This window comes from Craterilacuibacter sp. RT1T (assembly GCF_023502145.1).
In the GTDB taxonomy this organism is placed as follows: Bacteria; Pseudomonadota; Gammaproteobacteria; order Burkholderiales; family Chromobacteriaceae; genus Craterilacuibacter.
Genome location: NZ_JAMFLI010000001.1, coordinates 541,781 through 566,014 on the forward strand (window position 1 = coordinate 541,781; position 24,234 = coordinate 566,014).

Annotated in this window: 16 protein-coding genes; 9 read left to right on the top strand and 7 right to left on the bottom strand. The window is 61.0% G+C overall.

From position 1 onward, the window contains the following. Window positions 1–8 precede the first annotated feature (8 nt). From nrdD to M3P88_RS02890, 3 genes are all read right to left on the bottom strand, one after another. A complete protein-coding gene (gene nrdD, locus M3P88_RS02880; protein ID WP_249614545.1) occupies window positions 9–2,138 on the bottom strand; it encodes an anaerobic ribonucleoside-triphosphate reductase in 2,130 nt (709 codons plus the stop codon). Window positions 2,139–2,445: 307 nt separating this feature from the next. Next, complete coding sequence (locus M3P88_RS02885; RefSeq protein WP_249614546.1) at window positions 2,446–2,775, bottom strand: hypothetical protein; 330 nt, start codon at window positions 2,773–2,775, stop codon at window positions 2,446–2,448. 21 nt (window positions 2,776–2,796) lie between these two features. Further along, the gene (locus M3P88_RS02890) at window positions 2,797–3,414 is read right to left on the bottom strand and encodes a DNA-3-methyladenine glycosylase I (protein WP_249614547.1); all 618 of its coding nucleotides are present in this window, start codon (window positions 3,412–3,414) and stop codon (window positions 2,797–2,799) included. 177 nt (window positions 3,415–3,591) lie between these two features. Between M3P88_RS02890 and putA the strand changes: the two genes are divergently transcribed. Further along, entirely contained in the window at window positions 3,592–7,203 is a 3,612-nt protein-coding gene (gene putA / locus M3P88_RS02895) for a trifunctional transcriptional regulator/proline dehydrogenase/L-glutamate gamma-semialdehyde dehydrogenase (RefSeq protein ID WP_249614548.1), read from the top strand. A 114-nt stretch (window positions 7,204–7,317) separates the two neighbouring features. Continuing rightward, window positions 7,318–8,547 carry a branched-chain amino acid ABC transporter substrate-binding protein gene (locus tag M3P88_RS02900; RefSeq protein WP_249614549.1) on the top strand — a complete coding sequence of 410 codons (1,230 nt, stop codon included), beginning with the start codon at window positions 7,318–7,320 and terminating at the stop codon, window positions 8,545–8,547. A 577-nt stretch (window positions 8,548–9,124) separates the two neighbouring features. Here M3P88_RS02900 and M3P88_RS02905 read toward each other — a convergent pair. After that, window positions 9,125–9,481 (bottom strand): hypothetical protein, encoded by a 357-nt coding sequence (locus M3P88_RS02905; RefSeq protein WP_249614550.1) that lies wholly within the window; start codon window positions 9,479–9,481, stop codon window positions 9,125–9,127. A 293-nt stretch (window positions 9,482–9,774) separates the two neighbouring features. Here M3P88_RS02905 and M3P88_RS02910 point away from each other — a divergent pair, with 293 nt between their 5' ends. Beyond that, the gene (locus M3P88_RS02910; protein WP_249614551.1) at window positions 9,775–11,385 is read left to right on the top strand and encodes a methyl-accepting chemotaxis protein; all 1,611 of its coding nucleotides are present in this window, start codon (window positions 9,775–9,777) and stop codon (window positions 11,383–11,385) included. 64 nt (window positions 11,386–11,449) lie between these two features. Here M3P88_RS02910 and M3P88_RS02915 read toward each other — a convergent pair whose 3' ends face one another. After that, window positions 11,450–12,301, bottom strand: coding sequence for a universal stress protein (locus tag M3P88_RS02915; protein ID WP_249614552.1), 852 nt, complete (start codon window positions 12,299–12,301; stop codon window positions 11,450–11,452). 574 nt (window positions 12,302–12,875) lie between these two features. Here M3P88_RS02915 and M3P88_RS02920 point away from each other — a divergent pair. The 4 genes from M3P88_RS02920 to M3P88_RS02935 all read left to right on the top strand — a co-directional run bounded on the left by M3P88_RS02920 (window position 12,876) and on the right by M3P88_RS02935 (window position 21,664). Beyond that, window positions 12,876–13,739: a universal stress protein gene (locus M3P88_RS02920; RefSeq protein ID WP_249614553.1), complete on the top strand. Its 864-nt coding sequence runs from the start codon at window positions 12,876–12,878 to the stop codon at window positions 13,737–13,739. Window positions 13,740–13,771: 32 nt separating this feature from the next. Then, window positions 13,772–14,698 (top strand): sodium:calcium antiporter, encoded by a 927-nt coding sequence (locus M3P88_RS02925; protein WP_249614554.1) that lies wholly within the window; start codon window positions 13,772–13,774, stop codon window positions 14,696–14,698. Continuing rightward, the gene (locus tag M3P88_RS02930; protein ID WP_249614555.1) at window positions 14,695–17,409 is read left to right on the top strand and encodes a cation-translocating P-type ATPase; all 2,715 of its coding nucleotides are present in this window, start codon (window positions 14,695–14,697) and stop codon (window positions 17,407–17,409) included. Before M3P88_RS02925 ends, M3P88_RS02930 begins: the two co-directional genes overlap by 4 nt. A gap of 199 nt (window positions 17,410–17,608) precedes the next feature. Beyond that, on the top strand, window positions 17,609–21,664 hold the full coding sequence (locus M3P88_RS02935; protein WP_249614556.1) for an EAL domain-containing protein: 4,056 nt from the start codon (window positions 17,609–17,611) through the stop codon (window positions 21,662–21,664). Between the two features lie 59 nt (window positions 21,665–21,723). Here the strand turns inward: M3P88_RS02935 and M3P88_RS02940 are convergent, their stop codons facing one another. Further along, complete coding sequence (locus M3P88_RS02940; protein ID WP_249614557.1) at window positions 21,724–22,320, bottom strand: YbhB/YbcL family Raf kinase inhibitor-like protein; 597 nt, start codon at window positions 22,318–22,320, stop codon at window positions 21,724–21,726. Between the two features lie 27 nt (window positions 22,321–22,347). After that, on the bottom strand, window positions 22,348–22,614 hold the full coding sequence (locus M3P88_RS02945; RefSeq protein ID WP_249614558.1) for a GlsB/YeaQ/YmgE family stress response membrane protein: 267 nt from the start codon (window positions 22,612–22,614) through the stop codon (window positions 22,348–22,350). A 139-nt stretch (window positions 22,615–22,753) separates the two neighbouring features. Here M3P88_RS02945 and M3P88_RS02950 point away from each other — a divergent pair, with 139 nt between their 5' ends. Both M3P88_RS02950 and M3P88_RS02955 read left to right on the top strand, forming a co-directional pair. Beyond that, window positions 22,754–23,782 carry an adenosine deaminase gene (locus M3P88_RS02950; protein WP_249614559.1) on the top strand — a complete coding sequence of 343 codons (1,029 nt, stop codon included), beginning with the start codon at window positions 22,754–22,756 and terminating at the stop codon, window positions 23,780–23,782. Continuing rightward, window positions 23,779–24,138: a DUF1289 domain-containing protein gene (locus M3P88_RS02955; RefSeq protein ID WP_249614560.1), complete on the top strand. Its 360-nt coding sequence runs from the start codon at window positions 23,779–23,781 to the stop codon at window positions 24,136–24,138. Before M3P88_RS02950 ends, M3P88_RS02955 begins: the two co-directional genes overlap by 4 nt. The last annotated feature ends 96 nt before the right edge of the window (window positions 24,139–24,234 follow it).

Here is a 24,234-nt window from a genome sequence, read left to right on the forward strand (position 1 = left end):
GTTTGCGCTCAGTTTGCGTGGTGCTTGATCCGGCGCATCACTTCCTTTTGCTTGCCGGCATTGAACGGGCGCGCATTGGGGCTGCCCAGATAGCCGCAGACACGGCGCGTGACCGAGAGCGAAGCACTATCGGTGTTGGCACAGGCCGGGCAGCAAAAGCCGGTTTCGGTTGCCAGCGCCTCACCCATAAAGCCGCAGGCACCACAGGAGTCCACCGGCGTGTTGGTGCCGAAGTAGGGTACGCGCGCCAGCGCATAGTCCCAGATGCTTTCCAGTGCCTTGAGGTTGTGCTGCATATTGGGCAGCTCGACATAGCTGATATGGCCACCGCTGGCATGGCGGGCATAGCCGGCCTCGAAGTCCAGCTTCTCGAACGGATTGGCCTTGCGGTACACGTCCAGATGAAAAGAATTGGTGTAATAGCCTTTGTCGGTTATGCCGGCGATGTCGCCAAAACGCGCCTGGTCCAGTTTGCAGAAGCGGTGGCAGAGCGACTCGCTCGGCGTGGAATACAGCGAGAAGGCGTAACCGGACGCCTTGCTCCAGGCCTTGGTCGCGGCGCTCATATGTGCCACGATTTGCTGCAAAAACTGCTGGCAGGCTGGGCTGTCCAGCGGATGCTGACCAAACAGCAGGCTGCCGACTTCATGCAGGCCGATATAGCCCAGCGAAATCGAGGCACGGCCGTGTTCGAACAAGGCGGTGATGTCGTCGTCCGGCTGCAGGCGCACGCCGAATGCGCCTTCGGTATAAAGAATGGGGGCGACACTGGCCTTGACCCCGCGCAGGCGTTCGATGCGCGTCATCAGCGCGCGCCGGCATAGCGCCAGCCGCGTATCCAGCAGTGCCATAAAGGCGGCGTGGTCGCCTGCTGCTTGCAGGGCGATGCGCGGCAGGTTCAGGCTGACCACGCCCAGATTATTGCGCCCGTCCAGCACTTCCTCGCCTTCTGCATTTTTCCATGCCGACAAAAAGCTGCGGCAGCCCATCGGCGACACCGGCACGCTGGAGCCGGTGATCTGGCGGTTGAGCGCGGCCGAGATAATGTCCGGATACATGCGTTTGGACGCACACTCCAGCGCCAGCTGCTTGATGTCGTAGTTGGGGTCTTGCGGCGCGAGGTTGATGCCGTGATCGATAAAGAACACCAGTTTGGGAAAGACTGGCGTAATGCCATCCTTGCCCAGCCCCTTGATGCGGATGCGCAAAATGGCTTGCTGGATGATGCGCTCTTCCCAGCTCAGGCCCATGCCAAAGGAGAAGGTGACAAAAGGCTGCTGGCCGTTGGAGCTGAACAGGGTGTTGATTTCGTATTCGCACGCCTGCATGCCGTCATAGGCTTCTTTTTCGGTGCGTTCGCGCGCGTAGTTTTCCGGCTCGGGAATACGGTATTGCGCCGCCAGTTCCAGATTTTTGCGATAGGTCTTGGCGACATAGGGCGCCAGCGTCTGGTCGATATTGGGAATGGTGGTGCCGCCATACTGGTGGCTGGCGACCTGGGCGATGATTTGCGAGGTGACCGCACAGGCGACGCCGATGGATTTCGGGCTTTCTATCTTGGCATTGCCCAGACGGAAGCCGTTTTCCAGCATGCCCTTAAGGTCGACCAGACAGCAGTTGGTAAACGGCAGAAACGGCGCGTAGTCCAGATCGTGGTAGTGCAGGTCGCCGTCGCGGTGGGCTTCCTGAATGTCCTTGGGCAAAAAGGTGCTGGCAAACTGCTTGGACACGATGCCGGCCATCAGGTCGCGCATCACCGGAAACACATTGGCGTCCTTGTTGGCGTTTTCCGTGGTGACTTCCAGATCGGTCTTGTGCACCAGCCCCATCAGCTTGGCGTGCAGCTCCGAACCCTGCGCCCGGATGCTGTCGCGCTCGTGGCGGTACTGGATATAGACCCGTGCTACATCCGGCGCATTATGCATCAGTACATCTTCCACCCTTTGCTGGATGGCCGGGATATCCAGTTTGTCCTGTTGCTGGGCACGGCACAGCGTCTCCACCTGGCTGGCGGTCGCCATGGCAAGTGTTTGAGCGTGTGGATGCCCGGCAGCTTGCGCTGCACGCAGGCAGGCATGGGCAATTTTTTCGCTGTCGTAGGACACGATGGCGCCATCGCGCTTGATCACTTGCAACATTCGGGTGTGCTTTCATTGTGCCGGGCACCGCATGTGTGCGGTATGGCAAAGTTGGGAGGCGCCCGCTGTTTTGCGGGACGGGCACCGGATTAGGAGGCGTAATTTACGGCATCGCCCTTGTGCTGGGCAAGCGGGTTTTTACTGTATTTAGTGTTTAACCCGTATTGAATAGCTAGATGCGGTGGTAAGTCACTGTGGGGACTGGGGTTTTGTAGTATGGCTGGCGGCAATTTTTTGCCGGGATGCAATATCAGTTTATGCCGGCAGCCCGGCGGATGGACCGCCTGCTGCCAAGCTCTTTTCAGGCTCAGGTACGACCCGGATCAAAACGCAGCGCTTCAGCCTCAGCCTCGGCATGGCGGCGTGCCTGCTCCGCTTTATCCGTTTCAAGCTGCTGTGCCAGCGCGCCGGGTAATTGCGCCAGGGTGTCTTGCAAGGCCGCAGCCAAAAGCTCGCCCGCCAGACAGCCGGCATCGTATTTCAACACTCCGGCCAGCGCATCCAGCTCACGCTGAAGGGCAACGGGTAGTGGCACTTTAATGATGCGTACGGACGAGCTGCTGATGTCGCAGTGTGCGGCATTTTTCACAAGGCTCTGCTCCCATTGTTTAATGCGCGTTGCCAGATGGTTATTCATCCGTTTTCTCCTAAGTCGCGGCTATGCCTGAGGTGGCTCTTGAGTATAGGAGAAGGGCGGGAGAGCATGGGCTTGACCCCGGTTGTTCCGTTGCGGGCAGCTCATCAGGTGGTCATTGATGACACCGGTTGCCTGTAAAAAAGCGTAGATCACCGTGCTGCCGACAAAATTCATGCCCGCCTGTTTCAGTTCGCGGCTGATCGTATCCGATAGCGTGCTGCTGGCCGGCACCTCGGTCATGCTCTTTGGCGTGTTGATTTGCGGGTGACCATCCACATGCGCCCATAGCCAGCTGGCGAAGCTGCCGTGCGTTTGCTGCATGGAGACAAAAATGCGGGCATTGCGTCTGGCGCTGGCGATTTTCAGCCGGTTGCGCACGATGGATGAATCCAGCAGCAACGCTTGCAGTTCTTCGTCACTCATCGCCGCTACGCGCTGCGGATCGAAGCCGTGAAAGGCGCGGCGGTAGCCTTCGCGCTTTCTGAGTATGGTGATCCACGACAGACCCGCTTGCGCGCCTTCCAGTAGCAGCATCTCGAACAGATGACGGTCATCATGACTGGGCACGCCCCATTCGCTATCGTGATAAGCGATATATAAGGGGTCGGTGCCGCACCATGGGCAGCGCTGGCTGTGCATACAGTGTCCTTGCCCGGCAGGGGCTGCGGCTATTGTAGCCTTAGGGCTTGTTGCCTGCGTACGACATTCGCCAGCATTTAAGCGTGTCTGGATATGACAAAAACCAGTGCTTGGTTTGATTTTGGATACAATATGCATTGTGAGCCGATGTCAGGCCAGAACACATAAGGACATACCATGCAATTTTTGCCGTTTGCCCATGGCCAGAGCGTGTTGCGCGCTGCCATTACTTCCGCCTACCGCCGCGACGAGCGTGAGTGCGTGCAAAGCCTGTTGCCGCAAGCGGCCATGGCCAGCGAAATGGTCGAGTCGGTACAGGAGATGGCCGGCCGGCTGGTGAGCGAGGTCAGGCGCGAGCGGAGCAAGGCCAGCGGGGTGGATGCGCTGATGCACGAGTTCACGCTGGACTCCGAAGAGGGTGTGGCCTTGATGTGTCTGGCCGAGGCGCTGCTGCGCATTCCGGATAAAGCCACAGCCGACCGCCTGATCCGCGACAAGATTGCCAAGGGCGACTGGAAGCGTCATCTGGGCAATAGCGCCTCGCTCTTTGTCAACGCCGCCGCCTGGGGGCTGGTGGTGACCGGCAAGCTGGTGGGTTCGCATAGCGAGCAGGGCCTGGGTTCGGCCTTGACGCGCCTGATCGCCAAGGGCGGCGAGCCCCTGATCCGCAAGGGCGTGGATATGGCGATGCGCATGCTGGGCAAGCAGTTCGTCACCGGCGAGACCATAGACGAGGCCCTGGAAAACGGTCGTGCCCGCGAAGCGCGCGGCTACCGTTTTTCTTACGATATGTTGGGGGAGGCGGCGCTGACCGAGGCCGATGCCCAGCGCTATCTGGCCGACTACGTCACCGCCATTCACGCCATCGGCCGCGCCGCCAATGGCCGCGGCGTGTACGAGGGGCCGGGGATTTCGGTCAAGCTCTCCGCCATTCATCCGCGCTATAGCCGCATGCAGCATGCGCGCATGATGGCCGAACTGTTGCCGCGCCTGAAGGGCTTGTTTTTACTGGCCAAACAGTACGATATCGGCCTCAATATCGACGCCGAAGAAGCCGACCGGCTGGAGATTTCGCTTGATCTGGTCGAAGCGCTGGCCAATGATGCCGACCTCGCCGGCTTTGACGGCATCGGCATCGTGGTGCAGGCCTATCAGAAGCGTTGCCCTTATGTGATTGACTATCTGGTCGATCTGGCGCGCCGCAGTGGCCACCGCTTTATGGTGCGTCTGGTCAAAGGCGCTTATTGGGACGCCGAAATCAAGCGCGCGCAGGTTGACGGCCTGTCCGGTTTTCCGGTGTATACGCGCAAGGTTTACACCGATGTGTCCTATCTTGCCTGCGCCAAAAAGCTGCTGGCGGCACAGGATGCGATTTATCCGCAATTTGCCTCGCACAATGCCTACACCTTAGCCGCCGTCTACCATCTGGCCGCCGGCAAGGATTACGAATTCCAGTGCCTGCACGGCATGGGTGAAACCTTATACGACCAGGTGGTCGGTTCGCATCATCTGGACAAGCCATGCCGCATTTATGCGCCGGTCGGCTCGCACGAGACGCTACTGGCATATCTGGTGCGCCGCCTGTTGGAAAACGGTGCCAACTCGTCTTTTGTTAACCGCATCGTCGACGAGAATGTCTCGATTGCCGAGCTGGTGGCCGACCCGGTGCGACAAGCTGCCGATCTTGCCGGTGTGCCGCATGGCAAGATTGCGTTGCCGTCCGAATTGTTCGCGCCGCTGCGCGCCAACTCGCGCGGGCTGGATCTGGCCAATGAACAGGTGTTGGCCAGCTTGCAGATCGCGCTCTCCAGCGCCGAAGCGCAAAGCTGGCAGGCCTGCCCGATGCTGGCCGATGGCGATGTGGGCGAGGGCGCGCGCCTGGCGGTGATGAATCCGGCTGATCACTCGGATACGGTGGGGACGGTGATCGAAGCCAGCGTGGCCGATGTCGGCCGTGCGCTGGCGTTTGCGACGGCGGCGGCGCCGGAGTGGGCCGCGAAGTTGCCGGCCGAACGTGCCGCTTGCCTGATGCGCATGGCGGCGCTGATGGAAGAGAACATGCCGGCGCTGATGGCGCTCGCGGTGCGCGAAGCAGGCAAGACGCTGGCCAATGCCATCGCCGAAGTGCGCGAGGCGGTGGACTTCTGCCGCTATTACGCTAGCGAAATGACTGCCCATTTCGACAATGCCGCCCAGCCGGCCTTGGGTCCGGTGGTGTGCATCAGTCCGTGGAACTTCCCGCTGGCGATCTTTACCGGTGAAGTGGCGGCGGCTCTGGCCGCCGGCAATACCGTGCTGGCCAAACCGGCCGAGCAGACGCCGCTGATTGCCGCATTCGCCGTGCGCCTGCTGCATGAAGCCGGTGTGCCGCGCGATGTACTGCAGTTCCTGCCGGGGCGCGGTGAAGTGGTCGGGGCGGCGTTAACAAGCGATAAGCGCATACAGGGTGTGATCTTTACCGGCTCGACCGAGGTGGCGCAGCTGATTAACCGCACGCTGGCACGGCGCGAGGATGAAGTGGCGCTGATTGCCGAAACCGGTGGCCAGAACGCGATGATCGTCGACAGCTCGGCCTTGCCCGAGCAGGTGGTGAGCGATGTATTGAACTCGGCCTTCGATTCGGCCGGCCAGCGCTGCTCGGCGCTACGCGTGCTCTATTTGCAGCATGATATCGCCGACAAAGTCATCACCATGCTCAAGGGGGCGATGAATGAGCTTTGCATCGGCAATCCGGCACATTTCAATACCGATATCGGCCCGGTGATCGATGAAGAGGCGCGTGCCGGTTTGCTTGCCCATATCGAGCATATGCGTTCCGTGGCGCGCGATGTGCATCAGCTGGCACTGCCGCAGGCATGTGCGAATGGCAGCTTTGTTGCGCCGGTGCTGCTGGAGATTAACGATCTGTCCGAGCTCAAGCGCGAAGTGTTCGGGCCGGTGTTGCATGTGCTGCGCTATGACGCGGCCGATCTGGATCGGGTGATCAGCGCGATTAACGCTACCGGCTACGGCCTGACCCACGGCGTGCATACCCGTATCGACGAAACCATGGCGCGCATCGCGCACGGCGTGAAGGCCGGCAATATCTATATCAACCGCAATATTGTCGGTGCCGTGGTCGGCGTGCAGCCTTTCGGCGGCGAGGGCAAGTCCGGCAGCGGGCCCAAGGCGGGCGGCCCGCTTTATCTGTATCGTCTGACGCGTGGCGCGTGGAGCCCTGCTCTGGGGCAGGCGGCCCCTGTTGCCTTGCCGGCACTGGACGCATTGCAAGCGGCCTTGCCGGCACTGGCACCGGCCGAGGCGCTGACGGCTTTGCGCGCACGCTTGAATTGGGCGCGTACGCATAGCCCGCTGGGCCTGACCTGTGTCCTGCCCGGGCCGACCGGCGAGCACAATACCCTGCGCTTTGCCCCGCGTGGAGTGGTGGCTTGTCTGAGTGATGACCGCGAGAGCCTGCTGGGCATGCTGGTGGCAGCCTTTGCCTGCGGCAACCGGGTGTTGGTGGCGCGTCAGGCCGAGAATGCGGTGCTGGCCGAGGTGTTGGCACCGTGGCTGGGGCTAGCGGATGCACCGCAACAAGGGGAAATCGATGCGGTGTTGCATGATGGCAACAGCGCCCGGGCAAGTGGTTTGCGCCTTGAACTGGCGGCACGCGAAGGTGCGATTATCCCGCTGATCGAAGCTAAAGCGGGTGTTTGCAACCTTTACCGCCTGCTGCTTGAGCGGGCCTTGTCGGTTAACACCACGGCGGCGGGGGGCAATGCCAGCCTGATGAGCCTGACCGAGTAAATCGCATCTTGTTTTTTGCCGCCGGCCGGCGCAATATGCCGGCGGCGTTATCGGCGCTGCAACCCTATAAAAGTCTGCATAACAGACACCTGCATTTAGACAAAGAGGAACACCATGCATTTCACCCGACGTTCGACCTTGACCCTGGCCGTTGCGGCCGCACTGGCCCTGACCGCTTGCGGTAAAAAAGACGAAGCAGCTGCGCCGGCAGCTGACGCCTCGGCCGCGACGGCTGCTGCGGGTGCGACCGTGGTTCAGATCGGTTTTGCCGCGCCCTTGACCGGTCCGCAGGCACACTATGGCGAAGAGTATAAGAATGGTGTGACGCTGGCGATTGAAGACGCAAATGCTGAAAAGCCGGTGATTGGCGGGCAGCCGGTTACGTTCGAACTGGTGGCGGAAGATGATCAGGCCGACCCTAAAACGGCCACCCAGCTTGCACAGAAGTTCGTGGATAACAAAGTGAGCGGCATGGTCGGCCACTTCAACTCGGGTACCTCGATTCCAGCATCCAAGATTTATGCCGATGCCGGCATTCCTATGGTGGCGATGGCGACCGCGCCGACGTTTACCCAGCAGGGCTATAAGAACACCTTCCGCTCGATGACGTCCGATACCCAGCAAGGTTCGGTGATGGGCAAGTTCGTCGTTGAAAAGCTGGGTGCCAAGAATATCGTCATTATTGATGACCGCACCGCCTATGGTCAGGGTCTGGCCGACGAGTTTGAAAAAGCGGTCAAGGCTGCCGGTGGCAAGGTGGTCAAGCGCGAGTTTACCAATGACAAGGCCACCGATTTTGCGGCGATTCTGACCAGCATCAAGGGGCAGAACCCGGATGTGGTGTTCTTCGGTGGTGCCGATGCGCAATCGGCACCGATGGCCAAGCAAATGAAGCGCCTGGGTCTGAAGGCGCCGCTGGTGTCCGGCGAGATGACCAAGACGCCGAACTTCGTCAAGCTGGCCGGCAAGGAAGCCGAAGGCACCATCGCTTCGCTGGCTGGTTTGCCATTATCCGATATGCCTAAGGGCAAGGATTACGAGACCCGCTACAAGGCGCGTTTCCAGAGCGATGTGGCCACCTACTCGCCATATGGTTATGACGCGGCGCGCGCCATGATTGCCGCGATGAAAAAGGCCGACTCCACCGAGCCTGCCAAGTATCTGCCGGAGCTGGCGAAAAATGCCTACACCGATGGCGTGACCACCAGCAACTGGGCATACGACGACAAGGGCGACCTGAAAGATGGCGGCATTACCGTTTATCAGGTGAAGAACGGTGACTGGGTGGTACTGGAAACCGTAGGCGGCGGTGCTAAGCCGGCCGACGCTTCTGCCGCGCAGTAAGCGTACGACATGGCAAAAAGCCGGCAGGGGCAACCCTGGCGGCTTTTTTGTTTTTGGCTTCAGGCTGCAGGGCGGCGGGCGAGTTGCCAGGCGAGCAGCGAGAGCACCGCGAGTCCGCCCGTGCCGGTGGTGACGTAGTCGATCACCGCCGAGTCGAGTGCGACGTCGTCCGTTTCGGGCGAGGGCGGTGGCAGGCGCAGCCTGCAGTCGCACGACCTCGATTTCCTGCGCGGCGAGCCGGCGCTTGGCTTCGCTGAGCATGGCCTGGCGGCGTTCGGCGGCCTGGGCGTCGGCAACCGGCCGTGCGCCGCTTTCCGTCACCTGAATGCCGGCGGCGTCGCTCGCGGCCGCCTGGGGCAGCTGGGCGGGTGTCGTCGGTGCATCGGGTACTGGCGCGGGCTTCACCGGGGGCGGGCTAGATGGCCGCGGCGCTGCTGGCGTGGTTTTTGCCGCCGCGCGCGGCGGCTGGGCTGGCACGGGGCGGGCGGCAGGCCGGGCAGCCTTCGCGGCGGTTTGTTGGGCGGCAGCATCTGCCGGCAGTTTGAGCGTCGCCCCGGCGAGCAGCATGTCCGGGCTGTCACCCGCGAACGCGTGCGGATTGGCAAGGAAGATCGCACGTGCCGCCCGCGCGGGGTGTGCCGCGGGTACGCACCGTGTATGAGCGTACCCAGCGGCCGCCTTCCCAACTGAGTTCTACCGCGAAGCGCAGCGTCTCGCCCGTGGCCGGCGTCGGCCCTTCGACGCCGAGCTGCCAGAAACCGTCCGCGTCTGGGTTGACACTGATCGCCAACTTGCCGGCAGCCGGGCTTTGCGAGGCGAGACCGTAACGTGCGCCGTCGATGAGCTTTGCCGCAGGCAAGGCGCCGCCACCATCGGCCGGGCCGGCGAGCGCATAGGTGCGCAACTGCCCTTCGGGCGCGTCAAGCGTGTGCAAAGGGCCGATTGCGGCCTCTGCAGCAGTAAGCAGCGCCGAGCGTCAGCAGCAGCGCAGAGGAGGGTGGGAGGGACATTTTGCTAGCGTATTAATTTTTATAGGTCTTACTAGTTTTCAGACGGTTGACTATGAATCGTTATAGCCATCCCTTGTATTTTATAAGTAGCATGCAGGCATTTGCCATTGTCATTTCTTTTGCTTGATGATAGGATGCTTATCTGATTGTGCTTGTTGAATATTGAAGCCGGACAAGACAAGTTATGGTTTGCTGGTTTGTACCCGGGGAGGGCTAGATGAAACTCAAGACCAAGCTTTACCTGATGCTTGCGGCCAGCATGGTGGCCTGTGCGCTGATCGCAGGATTTGCCTTGTTTACATTGCATGCGTCTTTGCTGGCCGAGAAGCGGGCTTTCGTGGTCAGCTTGCTCAAGCAAGCCGATGGCGTGCTTGGCCATTACGCAGGGGAGGAGCAAGCGGGGCGGCTGACGCGCCAGGAGGCGCAGGCCCGGGCCGCCGAAGCACTGGCCCGCTTCAAAGACGGGGGTACCTACTATTTTGCCCGCAACGAAAGTGATGCGTGGGTGATCCATCGCGATGCGGGCCGTCTGGGCAAGGTGGACCCCGGCGCCGCGCTGGCTGACGGGCGGTCGACCGCGCAGACCTACCGCGACGAGCTGGCAAACAGCGAATACGCTCTGGTGGAAACTCAGGTCGCGCGGCCGGGGACAAGCGAGCGGATACCCAAACTGAACGGGGTCTACCGTTTTAAACCCTGGGGCTGGATCGTCGGCAACGGCATCTTCGTCGACGACATCGAAACTACCTTTTACTCGGCTGCGTTGAAGCTGCTGGGCGGCGGTGCGTTTGCGCTGCTGTTGCTCGTCGGCATGACCGTGACGCTGGCGCGGCAGATCCTGGGGACGCTGGGGGGGGAACCTGCGGCGGCCGCCCGGGCGGTCGAAGCGATCGCCGGCGGGGACTTGACCTGCCCTGTCGAATATCAGGGCGGCGAGCGCAGCCTGCTCTCGACCATGTCCCGCATGCAGGGCGAATTGCACACGGTGTTGGGGAAGGTGCGGGATTCTTCGGAGGAACTGGACCAGCTGGCAGTCGGCATGCAGGACAAGATGGCGGGGCTAGACCGCAGTGCATGCCAGGCGGCAGACGCCGCGACTTCGGCCGCCGCCGCGATCGAACAGCTGTCGGTCAGCATCGACCATGTGAATGACAGCGCGCAGCAGACCGAGCAGGTCTCCGCCAGCGTCGCCGGTCTGGCTTCTGCCGGCCAGCAGCTGGCGCAAGAGGCGGCGACCGGTATCCAGACGCTGAGCGTCGACATGAAGGCCGTGCACGGGCAGATGCGTTCGTTGTCCGAGCGGACCAACAATATCAGCGGGATTGCCGGCACCATCCGCGATATCGCCGAGCAGACCAACCTGCTTGCGCTCAACGCGGCGATCGAGGCGGCGCGGGCCGGCGAATCCGGGCGCGGTTTTGCGGTGGTCGCGGACGAAGTGCGCAAGCTGGCCGAGCGTACCGCCAGCGCGACCAATGAAATCAGCGAGATCATCGGCCATGTGCTGTCTGGGACGGGCGAAGTCTCTGCGGTGGTCGAACGGATGGGCCCGCGGGTCGATACCGGCGTCGAGCAGGTCGAGAAGACTGCGCACATGCTCGACGAGATTGCCGGCAAGATGGAGCAGATGGTCGACCAGTTCCGGGTGGTCGCACATGCGATGGCCGAGCAGAGCCAGGCGGGCAGCCAACTGGCGGGCGAAGTCGAGAGCGTGGTGCGGGTGGTCGAGGAAACACGGCAGACATCCGAGTATACAAACGTCGCGGCCGGCCAATTGCGCGCCACCGCACAGCAACTGAAGCAGACGACGGACCGTTTCACCCTGTAAGGGAGGCGGGCCGACACGACAAACGCCCCGCAGGCTGGCCTGCGGGGCGTTTGTCGTGCGCGCGTCAATGCGCGAGCAGCAGCGGGCAGTTGGCCCTGGCAAGCAAAGTGCGGGTGGCCGAACCGAACAGGCGTTCGCGCCAGCTGTTGTGGCCGAAAGCGCCCATCGCCAGTGCTTGCGCATGGTGGGCTGCGCATTCGGCTAGCAGTATATCGGCCGCAGCCAGTGTGCTGCCGATGGCCACTGCTGTGACCTTGATGCCATGGCTGGCGAGATAGCCGGCCGCTTCGGCTGCCAGTGTTTCGGCATCCGCCTGACTGGGGTGGATGACGATCAGCCGCTTGGGCGAGCGTGGCCATAGTTGCATAAATGCCAGTTGCTGCAGCATGCGTGCGGCGCATGCACTGCCGTCGTAGGCGATCAGGATAGGGCCGTCCGGATGGCTGCTGTGGTTGCTGGTTGTCTTGGCTAGCAGTAAGAGTGGGCGCGGCGCATCGGCCAGATAATGCGCAAGTTGCAAACTATCTTCAGATGCGCCGGCCGAGCCTAATTGAGCATCGGTCGCGCTGACCAGCAGGTCGTGGTGACGCGCCTCGCGCACGAGTGCGGCAGCCGGTGCTTCATCTTCTATGCACAAGCCGGTAAAGCCGACGCCGGCGACAAGCGCCTGCTGCCGGCACGCATCGATCAGCATGTCGGCCTGCGTGCGCCATGCATTCAGCCAGACTCGGTTACGCTGTTGCTGAAAGGCAAGTGCACCGGCGGGTATCGCCTCGCCTTGAGTCAGTCGGGCCAGATCGATCAGCGCAAGCGCCGTCAGGTGTGCGCGGTGCTCGCCGGCAAGTTTGAGCGCATATGCACGGGCCTCGTAGGCAAAGGGCGAGTCGTTCAGGTCCAGCAAAATGCGCTTGATCATGGTTTTCTCCTGTAGTGTTATTGCTTCTGTACCGTCCCATATACCGCGCTATGGCTTGCGTTGGCGCTTCATACCTGCCGGTGGTGCGAATTTTCACAGTTATGGCGGACAAACTTGTGGATAGGCTGTGGACACCTTGCTGCAGACGTCGTGCTGGCGTCGTATTGCGCATGTCTGATTAAAAAAACAGTCAGTCATCGCGGCAGGCCCGCAGTTTCCGTCCGGCCCGTCCTGGCTGTATCCGGTGTACACCTGATGGTGTAGCAGTCCAGATCCGGTAAATAGAGGGCATGGCCGGCGCATGGATGCACCGGATGCATGCAGGGCATGGGTACGCTAGTGTTGATGGTGCTAAGAACCTGTTCACGATCTGCTGTGCATCGACGATACGGCGTTAAAAACAGCTTCGAAATGCGCATGTACCACCTGTACATTTCGCTTTCTCAGCCGTTTTCGCCTTGTCTCGCCCTTGCTATCGAGATCGTGAATACACTCTAAGTAGCTGAATCCTATCGGGAACTAATCTGATTGCCGGTAGACGAACCGGTATGACAAAGTCGTTACGGAGAACATGATGCCTGCGCTCGAACGTATTCTGGTGACCACCGATTTTTCCCCGCTGGGTAATGCTGCGGTGCGCCGTGCCGCCCGTCTTGCCGCGCGCGATGGCGCACAGCTGCTGCTGGTGCATGCCTTGCCGCGCTTTCCCACTTTGCAGGCAGTGTTCGGCGATCACGCCCAAGTCGCGCAGCAGATGCGTGCCGCCGCCGAGGCGCATATCGGCACACTATTGGCCGAGGCCGATGCGGCCGGCGTTGTGGATGTGCGTGCCGAGATCGGTGAGGGCGCCGCGCATCGTGTCGTAGCCGATGCACTCGAGACTTTCCATCCTGATCTTGTGGTGATTGGTGCCCACGGCAAGGGCTTGCTGCAGCAGTTTTTCCTCGGGGGGACGGCGGCGCGCATTCTTGCCCAGTCGACCTGCCCGGTGCTGGTTGTGCGCGAGCTGGCCGGGGCGGACTATCAGCATGTGCTGGCTGCAGTTGATCTGGGACCGCGCTCACCGGTAGTACTCGCTGCGGCACATAGGCTTGGCGGGCGCGCGCAACTGACTGCCGTATACGCGTATACGGCGCCTTTTGAGGCGTCGCTGCGTTACAAGGGTTTTCCCGAAGAAGACATCCGCCACTATGTGGAAAAAGAGGCGCAGGCCGCACAACCGCGCATGGCTGCGCTGCTTGCCGAGTCCGGGCTGACAGCGGACGCCCGCATCGTGTACGGGGATATCAATCCGGCCTTGCCCGAGGCCGTGCGCGAACTGGGCGCCGATCTGATTGCGGTGGGCAAGCATGGCGGCACGCGCGTGGAAGAAGCGATCATGGGCAGCGTGCCGCGCTTTCTGGCCTACTATGCGCCGTGTGATGTGCTGGTGTGTTAAAGGGCTAATGCCATACCCGCAAGAGGGCTTCGATGTCTGTCGCTGATGGCCTCGCTTTGCTGGGCGCAGTCTTGTTGGCTGCGGCCGGCGGCGAGGCCTTTTTGCGCGCCATCGTCGGCACGGCAGGGGTGCTTGGGGTGCCCAAGGCGGTGGTGGCGAGCACGCTGGCTGCATTTGCAACTTCCAGCCCCGAGCTGACCGTTTCTACGATCACGGCCTTATCCGGTACTCCGCAGCTCGGACTGGGGGATGCGCTGGGGAGTAACGTCACCAATATCGCGCTGATATTTGGTCTTGCGCTGCTGTTTGGTCCGGTGCGCGCCGGTGTGGGCGGTTTGGGGCGCGATTACGCGCTGGCGTTGTTTGTGCCGCTTTTGACCTTTGCTTTCGTCTTTAATGGCGTGATCGGGCGTGTCGAGGCGGCGCTATTGCTGGCGGTGTTTTTCATCTGGCTGGTGTGGACGGTGCACCGTACCTTGAAAACCCGGCCGGGGACGCGTGAAATCAGCCGGCCGGCTATTACGCCTGGCCGGCTGATTTTTCTTGGGGTATTCGGGCTGGTTTCGCTGCTGGCGGCAGGGCGCTTGTTCGTGATGGGGGCCAGTGGAGTCGCTACCGCCTTGGGGGTCGACGCTTATGTGGTTGGCGTGCTGTTGCTGGCGTTTGGCACCTCTTTGCCCGAACTGGTCACCGTGCTGTTGGCGCGCTTGCGCGGGCATGATGATATCGGCGTTGGCACCCTGATCGGCAGCAACCTGTTTAACGGCTTGGCGATTGTCGGCGTCGCCGGCCTGATTCATCCGATTGCGCTACCGCGCGCCGAGGTCGCCCTGACGCTTGCCTGTGGTGTAGCAGCCTTGCTGTTGTTGCCGCCGAGGTCAGATGGCGTGATCGGCCGCGGCCGCGGCGTGCTGTTGCTGATTTTGTATGCCGGTTTTGTCTGGGGAAGTTTGCAATGAGTGAAACAACAGAGGCTACAACCCGAGAATCCCCAACGCTATGGCATGCCGAGCCTGATGCCGCGGTGGCCGCAGCGCTGAAAAGTGATTCCGTTGCCGGCCTGACGCCGGACGAGGCTGCGCACCGCGTACGCGAATTCGGTGTCAACCGCCTTGCCGAAGCGCCGGCGCGTGCCCCATGGCGCAAGTTTGCCGACCAGTTTCGCGGCTTGCTGGTGCTGATCCTGCTTGCCGCAGCACTGCTGGCCGGGGTGGTGGGAGAGCTGAAGGATGCGGTGGTGATCGTGCTGGTCGTGATTTTAAATGCGACGCTAGGCTTTATGCAGGAGCACCGCGCCGAGGCTGCGCTTGCCGCGCTTAAAGGCATGCTCGCGCCGGTCGCGCGCGTGCGCCGTGGCGGCGAGGTTCATCAGATTGATGCGGCAGAACTGGTGCCGGGCGATTTGCTGCTATTGGAGGCGGGTGACCGGGTCGGGGCTGATGCGCGCGTGCTGTCGGCGCATGGCGCCGAACTGGCCGAGGCTGCGCTGACGGGCGAGTCGCACGCGGTTGCCAAACTGGCAGGCGTCGTCGATGCGGCCGCGCCTTTGGCCGAGCGCACGAATATGGTGTTTATGAATACGGTGCTCACCCGTGGCCGCATTGAGGCGCTGGTCACCGCGACCGGCATGCAGACCGAAATGGGTCAGCTCGCCGGCCTGCTCGCGCAAACGGCGGAGGGCGCAACGCCCTTGCAACGCCAGCTCGATGCGCTGGGCAAACGTCTGGGCCTGATCGCCTGCGTGGTGGTCGCGCTGATGTTTATCGCGGGTATCGCACGCGGCGAGCCGCTGGCCGAGACGGCCATGGTCGCGATTGCGCTGGCGGTGGCGGCGATCCCCGAAGGGCTGCCGGCGGTGGTGACGGTGACACTGGCGCTGGGCATGCACCGCATGGCCAGGCATCAGGCTATCGTTAAGCGGCTTGCCGCGGTCGAGACGCTGGGCTGCACGACGGTGATCTGTTCGGATAAGACCGGTACGTTAACGCTTAACCAGATGACCGCGCGTGCGCTTTACACTGCGGGCGCACGCCACGCGGTTAGCGGCGAGGGTTATGCCGGGGGCGGCAGCATAGACGGGCCTTTGCCTGCTGCAGCCTTGCGCGAGGTGTTGCTACCGGCGGTGTTGTGCATCGATGCGCATATCCGCGATGGCGTACTGATAGGCGACCCGACCGAAGGTGCACTGCTGGCGCTGGCCGCCAAGGCGGGATTGGATGGGCGCGAGCTTCGGGAACATCGGCCGCGCATCGCCGAGATTCCGTTCGACTCTGCGGTCAAGTTTATGGCGACCTTTCACCATGAGGGCAGCCATGTGCGCCTGTGTGTCAAGGGGGCGCCGGACGTGCTGCTTGAGCGTGCGCGCGCATGGCGTGGCGAAGACGGAATATTGCCGCTGGATGCGATGGAGCGTACGCGTTTTGCCGGCGAAAATGATGCGCTGGCGAATCAGGCGCTGCGCGTGCTGGCGTTGGCCGAGCGTATGATTCCGGCCGATGCATTCGACCCTGACGGCGCGTTGCTGGAGTGGGTGAATGAGCTGACCTTGCTGGCACTGGTCGGCATTATCGACCCGCCGCGCGCTGAGGCGAAAGCGGCGATTGCGCGCTGCCAGCAAGCAGGCATAGCGGTGAAAATGATTACCGGCGACCACCGGGTTACGGCGGCGGCGATTGCCCGCGAGCTGGGGCTGAAGGGCGATGTGCATGAGGGGCGTGCGCTGGAAGGGCTGGATGCTCAGGCCTTGGGCGTACTGGTTGAAAACAGTGCCGTGTTTGCGCGCGTCGCTCCCGAGCACAAGTTGCGCATCGTCAAGGCGCTGCAAGCGCGCGGCCATGTGGTGGCGATGACCGGCGACGGGGTAAACGATGCGCCGGCGCTTAAGCGCGCCGACATCGGCGTGGCGATGGGCATCACCGGCACCGAGGTGAGCAAGGAGGCGGCGACGCTGGTGCTGACCGATGACAATTTCGCCACCATCGTGCGTGCGGTGGAAGAGGGGCGAACCATCTACGACAACATTATCAAGTTTGTCCGCTTCCAGTTGTCGACCAATGTCGGCGCCATCTTCACGGTACTTGCCGCACCCTTGCTGGGGCTGGCGACGCCGTTTACCGCGATCCAGTTGTTGTGGGTCAATATCATCATGGATGGGCCGCCGGCGATGACGCTGGGGGTTGAGCCGGCACGCGAGAGGGTGATGCAGGATGCGCCGCGCCGCGCCGACGCGGCGATCCTGTCATGGCAGCGGCTATGGCGCATCGTGCTCTATGGCGCGACGATGGCGAGCGGCACGCTGGCGGTTTATCTGTGGACGCTGGACTCGCATGCTGCTGCTGCCTCGGCAACGACGATGGCGTTCACCACCTTTGTGCTGTTCCAGTTTTTCAATATTTTCAATGCGCGCGCCGAGTACGGTTCGGCATTCAACCGCCAGTTTTTCAGCAATGGCAAGCTGTGGCTGGCCCTAAGCGGCGTGGTCGCACTGCAGGTGCTGGTGGTGCACTGGGCGCCGGCACAGGCGGTGTTCGACACGGTCGATCTGAGTACCAGCCAGTGGGCGCTGGCGGTGGCGGTGGCCTCCAGTACGCTGCTATTGGAGGAGGCGCGCAAGATGTTGCTGAGGCTATTCTCGCGCAGCAAGTCAGCGCGGTTTATCGCGGGCGGATGATTTTATGCAGGCATGTCAGCCATGATCTGAAGCCCGGCAAGGGATTTGTGTTGTCGCGCACCTATCGATGATGCGTATGGTATTATTTGCTTGTTTAATAAAAAACATATGTATAAATTGGCCATGCTCTTGCTGATGCATGGCCTGATCGTCATGTTTTTGATGTTGCCGTCCTTGCGCTGGCCGGTAGAAAGCCGATATGAATTTAGGTCGCCTTCAGTGGCGCTCGCTCAAGACACGGGTCACTTTTACGGCACTATTTGTCGTGATGGCCGGGATCTGTTTGCTGACGTTTTACGTCAGCCGGATGCTGCGTGAGGATATGCAGCAGCAGTTGAGCCAGCAGCAGCTCGCTGCGGTCAGTTTTATGGCCAATCATGTCAATCATGAGCTGGATGAGCGCATGCAGGTGCTGCATGCGCTAGCGGCGAGTGTACAGCCGGCACAATTGGCCGATGACCGTGCAATGCAGGCACTGCTTGATAAACAAACATTGCTGCTGGCGATGTTTAACGGCGGCGTACTTGCCTACCGCACCGACGGTGTCTCCATCGCCGAGACGCCGCGCTCAGTCGGGCGTGTCGGCACCAACCACTTGTATATCGACACGATTGCCGCCGCCTTGCGCGAGGGGCGTGCTACTTTTAGCCGGCCCATCATGGGCAAAGCCCTGCGTGCTCCAGTCTTCGGCATGAGTGTGCCCATCCGTGATGCACAAGGCCGGGTAGTAGGGGCTTTATCCGGCGTGACCCATCTGGGTAAGCCCAATTTTCTTGATCAAATTACCGGCAGCAATTACGGCAAAAGCGGCCATTACGCCATTGTCGATCGCCGCCACCGCCTGGTGGTCACCTCCTCCGACAAGTTGCGCATCATGCAGCCGCTCCCCGTGCCTGGCACGCATGTCTTGACCGATCGTTTATTGCGCCAGAATGCAGGTTCGGTAATTGGCACGAGTCAGCAAGGACGTGAGGAGCTGGTTTCCAGCAAAGATATCCCGCTGGCGGGCTGGGTGTTGACGGCTTCGCTCCCGATAGACGAAGCCTTTTCCCCTATCCATGCCATGCAGCAGCGCATGCTGCTGGCCGCCGGCCTGTTGTCTTTGCTGGCCGGCATTCTTATCTGGTGGCTATTGCGGCGTCAGCTCTCGCCTTTGCAACAGGCTGCCGTTATGTTGACGCAATTGGCGGAGCAGCCACCCACCGCGTGTGCTTTGCCTATCCGGCGCCATGATGAAATCGGCAGTTTGATTGCCGGTTTTAACAGCCTGCTCGCCAAGTTGGCCCAGCGTGAACGTGCCCTGCAGGAAAGCCAGAGCATGTTGTCGGAAATTCTGGCCAATGTGGATGCGAGTATTTATCTGAAGGATACAGAGGGACGTTATCTCTTTGCCAACCGTCCGGTGCTGACCTTGTTTGGTGCCTCGCTGGAGGAGGTTGTCGGACAGCGGGATGAGCACTTTTTCGACCCGGATACGGCCGCCCGCTTATGCCTGAATGACCGTAAGGTGTTGGAGCAGGGGCAGGTGCTGCGCACGGAAGAGAGCAATTTGCAGGTACAGGGGCGCCTGGCAACCTATTGGAGCGTCAAGTTGCCGCTACGCAATGCCGCCGGTGAGATTTATGCCCTGTGCGGCATCTCTACCGATGTGACCGAAAGTAAGCGTATTGAGAAATATGAACAGTTCCGCAGTCATACGCTGGAGTTGCTGGTCAAGGGCGCTTCCTTGCCGGTGCTGCTGCAGGCCATTGTGCAGGGGGTGGAGCAGGTTGACCCGGCCATGTTGTGCAGCGTCCTGTTGCTGGATGAGGACGGTCGCCATCTTGGCCAAAGCGTAGCGCCGAGCCTGCCTGAGTTTTATGTGGCGGCTGTTGACGGCATTGAGATCGGCGTCGGTGTAGGTTCTTGCGGAACGGCGGCGATCACCGGGCAGCGGGTGATCGTCGAGGATATACAGCAGCATGCTTATTGGGCGCCCTATAAGGCCTTGGCCGCACGTGCAGGGCTGGCGGCCTGCTGGTCGCAGCCCATCGTGTCGCCTGCCGGCAAGGTGCTGGGGACTTTTGCCATCTATGCGCGCGAAGTGCGCCAGCCTAGCGTCAACGATATCGCGATTATTGAACAGTCTGCCCATCTGGTCAGCATCGCGCTTGAGCGCAAGCAGGCGGAGGACAAGCTGCATTTGGCGGCGAGCGTGTTCACCCATGCGCGTGAAGGCATCATGATTACCAGTCTGGATGGCACGATCATCGATACCAATGCCGCATTCAGCCAGATTAGCGGCTATTCCCGCGCGGAAGTGTTGGGGCAAAAGCCCCGTCTGTTCAAGTCGGGCCGGCATCCGGATGCATTTTATAGCGAGATGTGGCAAAAATTGATCACATGCGGCCATTGGTCGGGTGAGCTATGGAATCGGCACAAGAGTGGCGAGATTTGTGCCGAGATGGCGACCATTAGCGCCATACGCGATAGCGCAGGCGACACCCGGCAGTATGTGGCGCTGTTTTCCGATATTTCCGCGTTGAAGGCGCATCAAAACCAGCTTGAATACATGGCGCATTATGATGCGTTGACTCATTTGCCCAACCGCATCTTGCTGGCGGACAGGTTGCAGCAGGCCATGAGGCAGAGTGCCAGAAGCGGGTATGCGCTGGCTGTGGTCTATCTGGATCTGGATGGCTTCAAGGAAGTGAACGACCGTTATGGACATGCTGCGGGCGATCAGTTGCTGCTGGCACTCGCCGAAGGCATGCGCAACGCCCTGCGGGATGGCGATACGCTGGCCCGCCTGGGCGGCGATGAGTTTGTCGCGGTGCTGCCGGCGTTGCCAGAAATTGCCATCTGTAAGCCCATTCTGGCCCGTTTGCTGGCTGCCGCAGCCCAGCGTGTGATGGTGAATGGAGAGCCCTTGCAGGTTTCGGCCAGTGTGGGAGTGACGTTTTATCCGCAGCAGCAGGAGAGCGTGGATGCCGACCAGCTTTTGCGTCAGGCCGATCAGGCCATGTATCAGGCCAAGCTGGCCGGACGCAACCGCTTTCACCTGTTTGATGCAGAGGAAGACCGCAATATCCGCCATCACCATGCCAGCCTGAAGCGTTTGCGTCAGGCATTGAGTGATGGCGAGTTTGTGCTGTATTACCAGCCCAAGGTCAATATGCGTAGCGGCGCGGTGGTGGGTGCCGAGGCACTGATACGCTGGCAGCATCCAGAGCAAGGCTTGTTGCTGCCGGGCGAATTTTTACCTGCCATCGAGAATGACCCCTTGGCCATTGAGCTGGGGGAGTGGGTGATTGCGACAGCATTGGCCCAGATGTTGGCGTGGCGGGAGGCCGGGCTGGAGATACCGGTGAGCGTCAATATCGGGGCCTACCAGTTGCAACAGCCCGATTTCGCCACGCGCTTGCAGGCATTGTTGGCGGCGCAGCCGGCAGTCAGGCCAGGCGATCTGGAGCTGGAGGTGTTGGAAACCAGTGCCATGGAGGATCTGAACGGCGTGTCGCAGCTGATTGCGGCATGCGGCGAGATCGGCGTGGTGTTTGCGCTGGATGATTTTGGTACCGGTTATTCCTCGCTGACGTATCTGAAACGCTTGCCGGTTGTCCTGCTTAAAGTGGATCAGAGTTTTGTGCGTGGCATGCTGGAAGATGCTGATGATTTGGCCATTCTGGAAGGCGTGATCAGTTTGGCTGCGACTTTCCGGCGCCAGCTTATTGCCGAAGGCGTGGAAACCGTCGCGCATGGCGAACTTTTGTTGCAATTAGGGTGCGAGCTGGCGCAGGGCTATGGTATTGCGCGGCCTATGCCGGGGCCTGCCTTGCCGGACTGGGCCGCTCACTGGCAACCCGACCCGGCCTGGCAAGATGTGGCGGTGATTGCGCGCCATCATTTACCGCTGCTGTTTGCCCAGGTGGAACATCAGGCGTGGATGGATCATATGGTCCGCTATCTTCGCGGCGGGCAAATGGCTCAGCCTGCACTGGATCCACAGCGTTGTCGTCTGGGCTTGTGGCTTGGTCGCGAAGGCTTGCTGCGTTACGGTGCATCGCCGGCCTTGACCCATGCGACGGTCTTGCACGAGCAAGTCCATGCGCAAGCTGCGCGTTTGTGCGAATGGCGGGTATTGGGTTTGCAAGCGCAAGTGGATGCCGGTATCGAAGAGTTGCAAGAGCAGCATGCGGCATTGCAGAATCAGTTGAGAAAACTGGAAATGGTATCGGGACAGGATCTGGCTCCACGCCTTGAAGCCCAAGTTTAATAGCGTGCCCGATGCGAAAGATAGCGCCCGGCACATACCGGGCGCTATCTTTTTGGGTTTCAGTCGCGGGTGTACGGAATCGTCATCATGGCGCTTCCCAGCTTATGCGCATGCAGCAGGAAACCTATCATATTCGGCGTGACCTCGCCCTTGACCGGGAGCTTGTCGATATCCAGTGCCCATACGGTGTACTGGTAGCGGTGCATGCCATCCGCCTGTGGCGGGCAGGGGCCGCCGTACTGACGGGTACCAAAGTCGTTGCCTGGCATTTGTGCGCCTTTGGGCAGGGCGCCTTTGGGGTTGCCTGCACCTTCAGCCAGAGCAGTCGTTGATGCCGGAATATCCGTCATCAACCAGTGCCACCAGCCACCGCCTGTCGGCGCGTCCGGGTCATGCAGGGTAATGGCGAAGCTTTTGGTGCCGGCCGGTGCATTGCTCCAGACTAGCGGTGGCGAGATATTTTTGCCGGTGCAGCCCCAACCGTTGAAAGCAAAACGCGTATCCAGCGGTTTGCCTTCGGTAAGCGCCGGGCTTTTAAGGGCAAAGCATTGACTACCGGCTTTGGCTGGCCAGCAAATGTCATTGCTGCCCGTTTCTGCATGACTGGAAAATGAGGCCAAAAGCAGCATGCCAGCGGCAAGCGTCGTGTATTTCATAGACTATCCTTTTCGTGGATACGGCGCTTACTTGAATACACCTAACAGCTTTAGCACAAACAGCAAGATCACGGCGCCAAGTATGCCAAAGCCCAGGCCGGTCAGCGAAAATGCGCCGGCATTGTCTGCCGCGCCTATGCCCAGTACGCTGCCGAATATCCAACGCCCAAGCGCCGAGCCGACAATACCGACCAAGACATTGGCGATAATGCCTTGCTGGGCATCGGTGCCCATGACTTTGCTGGCCAGCCAGCCGATCAGACCACCCACAATCAGGGTGATAATCCATCCCATGATGTTCTCCTCCTGTCAGTACCCGGTGAATGATGATGTACCGTGCCAGCATAGACGCATTTTTAGACTTTTTTGCATGGCGCGCAGGCGGCAGGCTTTACGGTATCATCGCCGCTCGCCCATCTGTCTTTGTGATGCCATGCCCCATTCTGTTGATGAATTGATTGCCCGCCTGCCCAAAACCGAGTTGCACCTGCATATTGAAGGCACGCTGGAGCCGGAGCTGATGTTTGCCTTGGCACAGAAAAACGCCGTCGCCCTGCCGTATGCCAGCGTGGAAGCCGTCCGTGCCGCCTATGATTTTTCCAATCTGCAGTCCTTTCTCGATCTGTATTACGCCGGTGCCGGCGTGTTGCTGACCGAGGATGATTTTTTCGATCTGGCCTGGGCCTATCTTGAGCGCGCGCATGCCGACCATATCGTGCACACCGAGATTTTCTTCGACCCGCAAACCCATACCGCACGCGGCATTGCCTACGCCACCGTGCATCGCGGCCTGCGTCGTGCGCTCGCCCAAGCGCAGCAGCAGTGGGGTATGAGCTCGCGTCTGATCCTGTCTTTTTTGCGCCATCTGAGCGAAGACGAGGGTTTTGCTGCGCTGGATGAGGCTTTGCCGTTTCTGGACGAGATAGACGGCTTCGGTCTGGACTCGAGCGAGCTTGGACATCCGCCGGAAAAATTCGCGCGCCTGTTTGCCCGTTGCCGCGCACTGGGCAAGCCGGTGGTGGCGCATGCCGGGGAGGAGGGGCCGCCGGACTATGTATGGCAGGCGCTGGACGGTTTGCAGGTGTGCCGCATCGATCACGGCGTGCGTTCGCTGGAAGACGCGGCACTGGTCGCGCGTCTGGTTAAGGCGCGCATGCCTTTGACCGTCTGCCCCTTGTCCAATCTCAAGCTCAAGGTGGTAGACAAGCTTGCCGAGCATCCGCTGAAAAAAATGCTCGATGCCGGTTTGTGTGCTCTGGTGAATTCGGATGACCCGGCTTATTTCGGTGGTTATCTGGGGGAGAATTTGCTGGCTTGCCGTCAGGCGCTGGACTTGTCGGCACTTGATGTGGTGCAGCTGGTCAAGAACGGTTTTGAAGCCAGCTGGCTACCTGCTGAGCAAAAAGCCGGCTGGCTGGCTGAATGCGATGCCGTTCTGGCGGCGTGGAAGGGTGAAGCATGAGCGTGGTGTCGCCCTGTATCGGCCAGTGCCAGCTGGATGAGGGCGGGCATTACTGCACCGGCTGCCAGCGCACGCGCGATGAAATCGGTGCCTGGAGCGGCATGAGTGATGCCGGCAAAAAGGCAGTGTGGGCGCGCCTGCTGTCGCTCAAACCGGCCGTGCGGCAAAAGGTCTGCGAGGCGTGCGGTGCAGGCTTTGGCTGTGGCAACGGCGGCAAGGATGGGTCTTGCTGGTGCAATGATTTGCCCAATGTACTGCCGCCCACCCCGGGCGTGGCCGACTGCCTGTGCCCGGACTGCCTGAAGCAAAAACTGGCGGCCGCGTATCAGGCGCGCGCTCTGGATTGTCCGCTGTAAATGAACCCAGACCCGCGGTGAGCGTTCTGCTTGCCGCGGCTTGATCTTCTATCGCCTTGCTCACGGGCGATACATTGCATTTTTCTAAAGTGAATA

Excerpts from the sequence above, each read along its gene's own strand:
- nrdD (WP_249614545.1), bottom strand. The coding sequence starts at position 2,138 with ATGTTGCAAGTGATCAAGCGCGATGGCGCCATCGTGTCCTACGACAGC.
- M3P88_RS02885 (WP_249614546.1), bottom strand. The coding sequence starts at position 2,775 with ATGAATAACCATCTGGCAACGCGCATTAAACAATGGGAGCAGAGCCTT.
- M3P88_RS02890 (WP_249614547.1), bottom strand. The coding sequence starts at position 3,414 with ATGCACAGCCAGCGCTGCCCATGGTGCGGCACCGACCCCTTATATATC.
- putA (WP_249614548.1), top strand. The coding sequence starts at position 3,592 with ATGCAATTTTTGCCGTTTGCCCATGGCCAGAGCGTGTTGCGCGCTGCC.
- M3P88_RS02900 (WP_249614549.1), top strand. The coding sequence starts at position 7,318 with ATGCATTTCACCCGACGTTCGACCTTGACCCTGGCCGTTGCGGCCGCA.
- M3P88_RS02910 (WP_249614551.1), top strand. The coding sequence starts at position 9,775 with ATGAAACTCAAGACCAAGCTTTACCTGATGCTTGCGGCCAGCATGGTG.
- M3P88_RS02915 (WP_249614552.1), bottom strand. The coding sequence starts at position 12,301 with ATGATCAAGCGCATTTTGCTGGACCTGAACGACTCGCCCTTTGCCTAC.
- M3P88_RS02920 (WP_249614553.1), top strand. The coding sequence starts at position 12,876 with ATGCCTGCGCTCGAACGTATTCTGGTGACCACCGATTTTTCCCCGCTG.
- M3P88_RS02925 (WP_249614554.1), top strand. The coding sequence starts at position 13,772 with ATGTCTGTCGCTGATGGCCTCGCTTTGCTGGGCGCAGTCTTGTTGGCT.
- M3P88_RS02930 (WP_249614555.1), top strand. The coding sequence starts at position 14,695 with ATGAGTGAAACAACAGAGGCTACAACCCGAGAATCCCCAACGCTATGG.
- M3P88_RS02935 (WP_249614556.1), top strand. The coding sequence starts at position 17,609 with ATGAATTTAGGTCGCCTTCAGTGGCGCTCGCTCAAGACACGGGTCACT.
- M3P88_RS02940 (WP_249614557.1), bottom strand. The coding sequence starts at position 22,320 with ATGAAATACACGACGCTTGCCGCTGGCATGCTGCTTTTGGCCTCATTT.
- M3P88_RS02945 (WP_249614558.1), bottom strand. The coding sequence starts at position 22,614 with ATGGGATGGATTATCACCCTGATTGTGGGTGGTCTGATCGGCTGGCTG.
- M3P88_RS02950 (WP_249614559.1), top strand. The coding sequence starts at position 22,754 with ATGCCCCATTCTGTTGATGAATTGATTGCCCGCCTGCCCAAAACCGAG.
- M3P88_RS02955 (WP_249614560.1), top strand. The coding sequence starts at position 23,779 with ATGAGCGTGGTGTCGCCCTGTATCGGCCAGTGCCAGCTGGATGAGGGC.